We start from the raw sequence: 9,319 nt of genomic DNA, 5'->3' as shown, positions 1-9,319 counted from the left end.
AAGGACTCGAGCGCATCCAGGCGGATTTCCGCCGCGTGCTGACGGCCGCGAAGCCGGACGTCGAGCTGCCGTTCTGAACGACGCGCGCGCGCGTATCGCCGACGCATCCGATACGTAGGAAGACACGCCTCGTGCCGCGTCGAGCGCAGGAGCGTGACACCACTCGTTGACAACACAACGAACCGTTCGGGGCTGGCGTCCCGTTCGGTTTTTCATGGCGCCGGAGCAATTTGGAGGAAAGGGATGTCAGGCTATCGCGAATTGAAGGCGCAAGCCGATGAACTGATGAAACGTGCCGAGGAAGCGCGACAGGCTGAACTCGAGACCGTGCTGCAGGAGGTCCGTACCCGTGTCGCCGAATATGGGTTGACCCCGAGACAGATATTCGGCCGTCAGGGCAGTGCCGCAAGGGTGGCGCGAAAAACGGCTGCCATCGCGCCGAAGTACCGCGATCCGAACACCGGGGCGACGTGGTCCGGCCGGGGACGCGAGCCGGCATGGATCAAGGGGAAGCGCCGCGAGCGCTTCCTGATCGAACGTGAGGAGGGTTGACCGCGACATTGCGCGATGCCCATAAATTGGAGGCGTCCGTCGGCCCGTGCTTCGCCAGGACCCTGGCGACGAGCGGGCCGGCTTGCCCGCGACCTCCAAGGCCACCCTGGAAGCCAAATGGATCGAGGCGATGGCGGGCGGCGGTGAGCCGCGGTTTGCCCCGGGAGCAGACGTCGACGGCGCACGCCGCTCGGCCTGCCCGTGGAAAACTGTATGAATATACAGTATAGTATCCGTCGAACTCGAGCGGCGCGGGCATGACCCGTGCGGCACGTGCGCCGCGACTGCGGGCATCCGCCGCAGCGTTCCGGCACCGTGAATTCCGGCTAACTCATCCAGACGGGCAGGCAAATTGTCATCCAGCAATCTGATCCGCATTCGCGGAGCGCGTCAGCACAACCTCAAGAACCTCGATCTCGACCTGCGCACCGGCGAAATGACGGTCGTCACCGGCCCGTCGGGCTCCGGCAAGTCGAGCCTGGTGTTCGACACGCTGTACGCGGAAGGCCAGCGGCGCTACGTCGAAACCTTCAGCGCCTATGCGCGGCAATTCCTCGACCGGATGGACCGCCCGCAGGTCGAGCGCGTCGACGGCGTGCCGCCCGCGATCGCGATCGACCAGACCAACCCGGTCCGCAGTTCGCGCTCGACCGTCGGCACGATGACCGAGCTCAACGATCACCTGAAGCTGCTGTACGCGCGCGCGGCCGAACTGTTCGACCGCCAGACCGCGCGGCAGGTGCGGCATGACACACCCGAGACGATCTACGCGGAACTCGTCGAGCGCACGCGCGCCGACGACCCGCGTGTCGTCGTCACGTTCCCGGTCGAGCTGCCGGAAAGCGCGTCCGAAGATGAAGTCGCGCAGTGGCTGTCCGCGAGCGGCTACACGCGCGTGCAGGCGCAGCGTGAAGTCGCGTCGCCCACGGGCCCGCGCAAGGTGCTCGACGTGGTGGCCGACCGCTTCCGCGTGCAGCAGGCCGACAAGGTGCGCGTGGTCGAGGCGATCGAGGCGTCGCTGAAGCGCGGCGGCGGCCGCGTGAACGTGTACGTGCTCGCGCCGGAAGCGGAAAACGCGCTCGCCGAGCCGCAGGTGTGGCGGTTCTCCACCGGGCTGCACGACCCCGACAGCGACCTGCGCTACGCGGAGCCGCAGGCGGCGCTGTTCTCGTTCAACTCGGCCTACGGCGCATGCGAGACCTGCCGCGGCTTCGGCCGCGTGATCGGCGTCGATCTCGGCCTCGTGATCCCCGACGCGCGCAAGACGCTGCGCGGCGGCGCGATCAAGCCGATGCAGACGCCCGCCTGGAAGGAGTGCCAAGACGACCTGATGCGCTACGCGGCGAAGGCGGACATCCGCCGCGATACGCCGTGGTCCGACCTGACCGACGCCGAGCGCGACTGGGTGATCAACGGCTCGCCGGACTGGAACGGCAAGTGGCAGAGCCAGTGGTACGGCGTGAAACGCTTCTTCGGCTATCTCGAATCGAAAGCGTACAAGATGCATATCCGCGTGCTGCTGTCGAAGTACCGCAGCTACACGCCGTGCGAGGTTTGCGGCGGCGCGCGCCTGAAGACGGAATCGCTGCAGTGGCGGCTCGGCTCGAAGGCGAACGCCGATACGGTGCTGGCGCCCGCGAATCGCTTCATGCCGCGCGGCGTCGACTGGACGCGCGCGCAGCTCGAGGCGCTGCCGGGCCTGACGGTGCATGACCTGATGCTGCTGCCGATCGAGCGCATTCGCCGTTTCTTCGACGAGATCACGCTGCCGAGCGCGCTGCTCGACGATGCATTGAAGCTGCTGCTCGCCGAGGTGCGCACGCGCCTCAAATACCTGTGCGACGTGGGGCTCGGCTACCTGACGCTCGACCGGCAAAGCCGCACGCTGTCGGGCGGCGAGGTGCAGCGGATCAACCTGACGACGGCACTCGGCACGTCGCTCACGAAAACCCTGTTCGTGCTCGACGAACCGAGCATCGGGCTGCATCCACGAGATCTCACGCGGATCGTCGAGGCGATGCAGCGGCTGCGCGACGCGGGCAATACGCTGGTCGTGGTCGAACACGATCCGTCGGTGATGCTCGCGGCAGACCGGCTGATCGACATGGGTCCGGGCCCCGGCGAGCGCGGCGGCACGATCGTCTACGACGGCACGCCGGGCGACATCCGTTCCGCGCACACGCTGACGGGCGAGTATCTTGGCGGCCGCAAGCACGTCGCGCATGCGTCGAACTGGGCGCGCCGCCCGGTGGACGCGAACACGCCGCGCATCGTGCTCGAAGGCGCGACCGAGCACAACCTGCGCGACGTGACGGTCGAGATTCCGCTGCAGCGGCTCGTATGCGTGACGGGCGTGTCGGGGTCCGGCAAGTCGACGCTGCTGCAGGACGTGCTTTATTCCGCGATGGCGCGCCATCACGGCAAGGCGACCGAGTCGCCCGGCGCGTTCCGCAATCTCACGGGCGCCGACCAGGTCGGCGACGTCGTGTTCGTCGATCAATCGCCGATCGGCAAGACCACGCGCTCGAACCCGGCCAGCTACGTCGGCGCGTTCGACGAGATCCGCAAGCTGTTCGCGAAGGCGCCGCTCGCGCTGCAACGCGGCTACGGCGCCGGCACGTTCAGCTTCAACTCGGGCGACGGTCGTTGCCCGACCTGCGGCGGATCGGGCTTCGAGCACATCGAGATGCAGTTCCTGAGCGACGTCTATCTGCGCTGCCCGGATTGCGACGGCAGCCGCTACCGCGCGGAGATTCTCGAAGTGCGCATCGAGCGCGACGGCCGCGCGCTGAACATCGCCGACGTGCTCGACCTGACCGTCAGCGAAGCGGCCGCGTTCTTCGCGGCCGATGCCGAGGTGCTGCGCGTGCTGCAGCCGATCGTCGACGTTGGCCTCGAATACGTGAAGCTCGGCCAGCCGGTGCCGACGCTGTCGGGCGGCGAAGCGCAGCGGCTGAAGCTGGCCGGCTTCCTCGCCGAATCGGCGGCGGCTGCGGGCGGGCGCCGGGTCGCGAGCGAGGAGGCGCGCATCGCGCGCGCGAAGCTGTTCATGTTTGACGAGCCGACCACCGGGCTGCACTTCGACGACATCGCGAAGCTGATGCAGGCGTTCGGCAAGCTGCTCGCGGCCGGACATTCGCTGATCGTGATCGAGCACAACCTCGACGTGATCCGCGCGGCCGACTGGCTGATCGATCTCGGCCCGGAGGGCGGCGACGGCGGCGGCCTCGTGCTGTGCGCGGGCACGCCCGACGACGTGAAGGCGTGCGCGCAATCGCACACCGGCGTCGCGCTGCTGCAGTACGACCGCGCGATGGACGGCGAAACCGCGCTCGCCGACGAAGGCGTGCCGCTGCAGGCCGTGCTGAACGCCGCCCGTGAGCGGCGCGCGATCGAGGGCGAGGACGTCGTGCGGATCGTCAACGCGCGCGAGCACAACCTGAAGGCGCTCGACGTCGACATCCCGCATGGCAAGTTCAATGTAATCACCGGCGTGTCGGGGTCCGGCAAGTCGACGCTCGCGTTCGACATCCTGTTCCATGAAGGCCAGCGCCGCTACCTCGAATCGCTGAACGCGTATGCACGCTCGATCGTGCAGCCGGCCGGGCGGCCTGAAGTCGATGCGGTGTACGGCATTCCGCCGACGGTGGCGATCGAGCAGCGGCTGTCGCGAGGCGGGCGCAAGAGCACGGTCGCGACCACGTCCGAAGTCTGGCACTTCCTGCGGTTGCTGTACGTGAAGCTTGGCCTGCAGCATTGCATCCACGACGGCACGCCCGTCACGTCGCAAACCGTCGAATCGATCGCGGCGCAGCTGCTGCGCGACCATCGCGGCGAGCACGTCGGGTTGCTCGCGCCGCTCGTCGTCAACCGCAAGGGCGTCTATACCGATCTCGCGAAGTGGGCGAAGGCGCGCGGCAGCACGCATCTGCGCGTGGACGGCGAGTTCGTGACGGTCGATCCGTGGCCGAAGCTCGACCGCTTCCGCGAGCACACGATCGAATTGCCGGTGGCCGACATCGTCGTGTCGCCGGACAACGAGGCCGAGTTGCGGCGCGTGCTCGACGAGACGCTCGAGCTCGGCAAGGGCGTGATGCACCTGCTCGCGCCGCTCGACGGGCTGCACCACGCGATGCAGAACGATCATTCGACCGCGCGCGTCGGCGAGATCAAGGTGCTGTCGGTCAAGCGCGCGTGCCCGGTGTGCGGCACGAGCTACCCGGAACTCGATCCGCGGATGTTCTCGTACAACAGCAAGCACGGCTGGTGCACGACCTGCGTCGGCACCGGGGTCACGCTCACGCGCGAGCAGCGCGCAGCATACGACGATACCGTGCTCGCCGGGGACGATCGCGGCCGCGAGCAGACGTTGCCGTCAGACGAGCAGGAACCGGAAGGCGTCGGCAACGAGCCGTGTCCGGATTGCGGCGGCACGCGCCTGAATCCGTCCGCGCGCGCGGTCACGTTCGACGCGCATCCGATCGTCGAGGTTGCGCAGTGGACGGTGTCCGATACGCGCCGCTGGATCGACGCGCTGGAACTGACCGGTCGCGACGCGCAGATCGCGCGCGACATCGTCAGCGAGATCGGCAGCCGCCTCGCGTTTCTCGAGGAAGTCGGGCTCGGCTACCTGAGCCTCGATCGTGCGGCGCCGAGCCTGTCGGGCGGCGAAGCGCAGCGCATCCGGCTCGCGGCGCAGCTCGGCAGCAACCTGCAGGGCGTGTGCTACGTGCTCGACGAGCCGACGATCGGCCTGCATCCGCGCGACAACCAGATCCTGCTCGACGCGCTGCGCAAGCTCGGGGACAAGGGCAACACGCTCGTCGTCGTCGAGCACGACGAGGACACGATTCGCCGCGCCGATCACATCATCGACGTGGGCCCGGGCGCCGGCAAGCGCGGCGGCACGCTGGTCGCCGAAGGGGCGGTCGCCGATCTGGCCGCACAGCCGGATTCGGTGACGGGGCGCCTGCTCGCGCACCCGATGACGCACCCGCTGCAACCGCGCCGTGCGGTGAGCCTCGCGGGCAAGAAGGGCGCACCGGCGGTGCCGGAGGGCTGGCTGACCGTACATGGCGCGACGCTGCACAACTTGCGCGACGTCACGGTCGGCATTCCGCTCGCGCGGCTCGTCGCGGTGACGGGCGTCAGCGGTTCGGGCAAGTCGACGCTCGCGCGCGACGTGCTGATGACGAACCTGCTCGACGCGGTCGGCCGCTCGGTGCTGTCGTCGCCGGCCACGCGGCGCGCGCGCAAGGCCGCGCAGCAGGATGCGCCGGCCACCAACCGCCGCTCGAGCGTGCTCGCGCGCAGCGCGCCGCGGCCGTCGCTGAACGTCACGCATGCGTGGCAGGGCTGCGAGTCGCTGAGCGGCTGGGAGCAGATCGACCGCGTGCTCGAAGTCGACCAGACGCCGATCGGCAAGACACCGCGCTCGTGCCCGGCCACCTACATCGGCGTGTGGGACACGATCCGCAAGCTGTTCGCCGATACGCTGGAAGCGCGTGCGCGCGGCTACACGGCGTCGCGTTTCTCGTTCAACACCGGCGACGGGCGGTGCCCGGCCTGTGAAGGGCAAGGCGTGCGCACGATCGGAATGAGCTTCCTGCCCGACGTGAAGGTGCCGTGCGACGTGTGCCACGGGCAGCGCTTCAATCCGGAAACGCTCGCGGTCACGTGGCGCGGCCGGAATATCGGCGACGTGCTGACGATGGAAATCGACGAAGCGGTGGAGTTCTTCGCGCCGATTTCGAACATCGCGCATCCGCTGCAGCTGATGAAGGACGTCGGCCTCGGCTATCTGACGCTCGGCCAGCCGTCGCCGACGCTGTCCGGCGGCGAGGCGCAGCGGATCAAGCTCGTGACCGAGCTCACGAAGGTGCGCGACGACATCACGCGGCGCGGCCAGAAGGCGCCGCATACGCTGTATGTGCTCGACGAGCCGACAGTCGGTCTGCATATGGCCGACGTCGCGAAACTGATCCGCGTGCTGCACCGGCTGGTCGACGGCGGGCATAGCGTCGTCGTGATCGAGCACGACCTCGACGTGATCGCGGAAGCCGACTGGATCATCGATCTCGGCCCGGAAGGCGGCGTGGGCGGCGGCACGATCGTCGCGGCGGCGCCGCCCGAAGGGCTCGCGCAGGTGAAGGCGAGCCATACCGGGCAGGCGCTCAAGCCCGTGCTGGCGCGAACGGCGACGGAAGACGGTGAGGCGGCGCGGCAGGGAGAAGCGCGGGTCGGTTGAACGCGGTGCGTCATGTGAGCGGCCCCGGTGTCTGGTCAGGCACCGGGGCCGCTTTTGCATTCGTCCGTGCGGTCAGCCGCGCAATCTCATTCGCCCTTGACGCCGATCGTCTCGATGATGGTCTCCAGTTGCGGGCTCATCGGCAGGTTGAGGCTCATGCCCGACGGAAGCGGACGCAGGAACCAGCGCTTGTACTGACGCGTGATCTCGCCGTCGACGGCCAGTTCCTCGAACGTGCTCTTCACGACCTGCGCGAGCTGCGGATCGTCCTTGCGGAACATGATTCCGTACGGGTCGTATGACAGGAAATCGCCAACCACGTCGTACTGGCCACCCTTGCCCGCATTCTCGGCAATCAGGCCGTACAGCAGCACGTCGTCCGTCGCGAACGCATCGGCCTGACCATTCGCGACGAGCGCGAAGCCCTGCGCATGGTCCGGCACCACCTGCAGCTGGATCCCGAGCCTGAACCGCGCGTCCAGGTCGCGGAGCGCCTTCTCGTTGGTCGTGCCGGCCGTCACCGCGACCTTCTTGCCCGCGAGATCACGGAACGAGCGGATCGGCGAGCCTCGCTTCACCATCACCTTCGTGCCGGCCACGAAGATGATCGGCGAGAACGCCACACGCTTCTGGCGCTCCAGGTTGCTCGTCGTGGAGCCGCATTCCAGATCGACCGTGCCGTTGACCACCGCGTCGATGCGGTTGTCGGAAGTGACCGGCACCCAGCGGATCGTCAGGCTCCTGTTGACCGCATCCTCGATCGACGACACGAGCGCCTTGCAGAGCTCGATCGAATAACCGATCGGCTGTTTGCGCGCATTCAGGTACGAGAACGGGATCGACGCGTCGCGATAGCCGAGCGCGATCGTGCCGCTGCTGCGCACCTTCGCGAGCGTGCCGGTCAGTTGGGCCGGGGCGAACGGCTCGACGCGAGGCGTCGGGGACGGCGCATCTTCCGCGTGCGCGGCCGCGCACGCGGCAAGCAGGCCTGCGAGCGCGAGCGCACGCCAGAATCGCTGCATCTTCATCGTCGGGCCTCCGTCAGACATCCGCCGGATGCGCGATCGTCCCTTCCTGCTCCGCTTCGATGCGCGCCAGGTTGGCCTCGGCTTCCGCCTCGGACATGAGCTGGCCTTCCCACTTCGCGACCACGGCGCTGGCGATCGAGTTGCCCACCGCGTTGGTGGCCGAGCGGCCCATGTCGAGGAACGTGTCGACACCGAGGATCAGCAGCAGCCCGGCTTCCGGAAGCCCGAACTGGTGCAGCGTGGCGGCGATCACGACGAGCGACGCGCGCGGCACGCCGGCCATCCCCTTCGACGTCAGCATCAGGACCAGCAGCATCGTGATCTGCGTGCCGAGCGACAGGTGGATGTTGTACGCCTGCGCGATGAACAGCGCCGCGAAGGTGCAGTACATCATCGAGCCGTCGAGATTGAACGAATAGCCCATCGGCATCACGAAGCTCGAGATCTTGCGGCGCACGCCGAAACGGTCGAGCGCATCGAGGATCTTCGGATACGCGGCTTCGGAGCTGGCGGTCGCGAACGACAGCATGAACGCTTCCCGGATCAGCACCAGCAGCTTGAATACGCGCCGGCCGAGGAACAGCAGCCCCGCACAGACGAGCAATGTCCAGAGCAGGAACAGGCTCACGTAGAAGTCGCCCATGAACACCGCGAACTTCAGCAACACCGACAGCCCGTTGACCGCGACGGTCGCGGCCATCGCGGCCAGCACCGCGAGCGGTGCGAGCTTCATCACGTAGCCGGTGATCTTGAGCATCACGTGCGACAGCTGGTCGATCGCGGCCACGAGGATCTTGCCGCGTTCGCCGAGCGCGGCGAGCGCCACGCCGAAGAACATCGAGAACACGACGATCTGCAGGATCTCGTTGTTGCTCATCGCCTCGGCGAACGACCTCGGCACCATGTGGCCGACGAAATCCTTGAGCGTGAACTTGGAGGTCGCGAGATTCGCCGATGCGCCGATGTCCGGCAGCGGCAAGCCGAGGTTGTCGCCGGGCCGCAGCAGGTTCGCCATGAACAGGCCGAGCAGCAGCGAGATCAGCGACGCGGTGACGAACCAGCCGAACGCCTTCACGAACACGCGCCCGACCGATGCCGCGTCGCCCATGTGCGCGATGCCGACGACCAGCGTGGAGAAGACGAGCGGCCCGATCACCATCTTGATCAGGCGCAGGAACACCTCTGAGATGAGCGAGATGTATCCGGCGATCTCGGCGGTGGCCTTTTTGTCAGGAAAGCTCGTGAAGATCATGTAGCCGATCAGGATGCCTGCCACCATCGCGATCAGGATCCAGACGGCTGCAGCATTTTTTTTCTGCATCGTGAGCCTCCCATGCACCGGTTCCGCAACCGGGGATGGAAGGACGATACAGGACGCAAACGACGATGAACAGTGCAACCGGGGGCGGGTTTGCGCTAGCGCCGCGTCGCGACCGATTGCCTCCAAAAAGATTGCACCGGTGGCGCTGCGGTGCCAGCGGGCGGCGCAACC

The 9,319-nt window shown here is 67.5% G+C and carries 4 protein-coding genes; 2 read left to right on the top strand and 2 right to left on the bottom strand.

Annotated elements, in window-relative coordinates; all coding sequences use genetic code 11:
* Positions 1 to 243: 243 nt before the first annotated feature.
* Positions 244 to 552 (top strand): H-NS histone family protein, encoded by a 309-nt coding sequence (locus WS75_RS07755; RefSeq protein ID WP_059679955.1) that lies wholly within the window; start codon positions 244 to 246, stop codon positions 550 to 552.
* A 352-nt stretch (positions 553 to 904) separates the two neighbouring features.
* Positions 905 to 6,799 carry an excinuclease ABC subunit UvrA gene (gene uvrA / locus WS75_RS07750; protein ID WP_059679954.1) on the top strand — a complete coding sequence of 1,965 codons (5,895 nt, stop codon included), beginning with the start codon at positions 905 to 907 and terminating at the stop codon, positions 6,797 to 6,799.
* Between the two features lie 86 nt (positions 6,800 to 6,885).
* Here the strand turns inward: uvrA and WS75_RS07745 are convergent, their stop codons facing one another.
* Together WS75_RS07745 and WS75_RS07740 are read right to left on the bottom strand one after the other, a co-directional pair.
* Positions 6,886 to 7,827, bottom strand: coding sequence for an amino acid ABC transporter substrate-binding protein (locus tag WS75_RS07745; RefSeq protein ID WP_059679953.1), 942 nt, complete (start codon positions 7,825 to 7,827; stop codon positions 6,886 to 6,888).
* A gap of 13 nt (positions 7,828 to 7,840) precedes the next feature.
* The gene (locus WS75_RS07740) at positions 7,841 to 9,148 is read right to left on the bottom strand and encodes a dicarboxylate/amino acid:cation symporter (protein WP_059679952.1); all 1,308 of its coding nucleotides are present in this window, start codon (positions 9,146 to 9,148) and stop codon (positions 7,841 to 7,843) included.
* Between the last annotated feature and the right edge of the window lie 171 nt (positions 9,149 to 9,319).

Origin of the sequence: Burkholderia sp. FL-7-2-10-S1-D7, from assembly GCF_001524185.1 — a bacterium.
Classification (GTDB): Bacteria; Pseudomonadota; Gammaproteobacteria; order Burkholderiales; family Burkholderiaceae; genus Burkholderia; species Burkholderia diffusa.
This window is presented reverse-complemented; position numbering and strand designations above follow the sequence as displayed.

Bases quoted from the DNA above. Each gene is read 5' to 3' on its own strand.
- WS75_RS07755 (WP_059679955.1), top strand. From the start codon at position 244: ATGTCAGGCTATCGCGAATTGAAGGCGCAAGCCGATGAACTGATGAAA.
- WS75_RS07745 (WP_059679953.1), bottom strand. From the start codon at position 7,827: ATGAAGATGCAGCGATTCTGGCGTGCGCTCGCGCTCGCAGGCCTGCTT.
- WS75_RS07740 (WP_059679952.1), bottom strand. From the start codon at position 9,148: ATGCAGAAAAAAAATGCTGCAGCCGTCTGGATCCTGATCGCGATGGTG.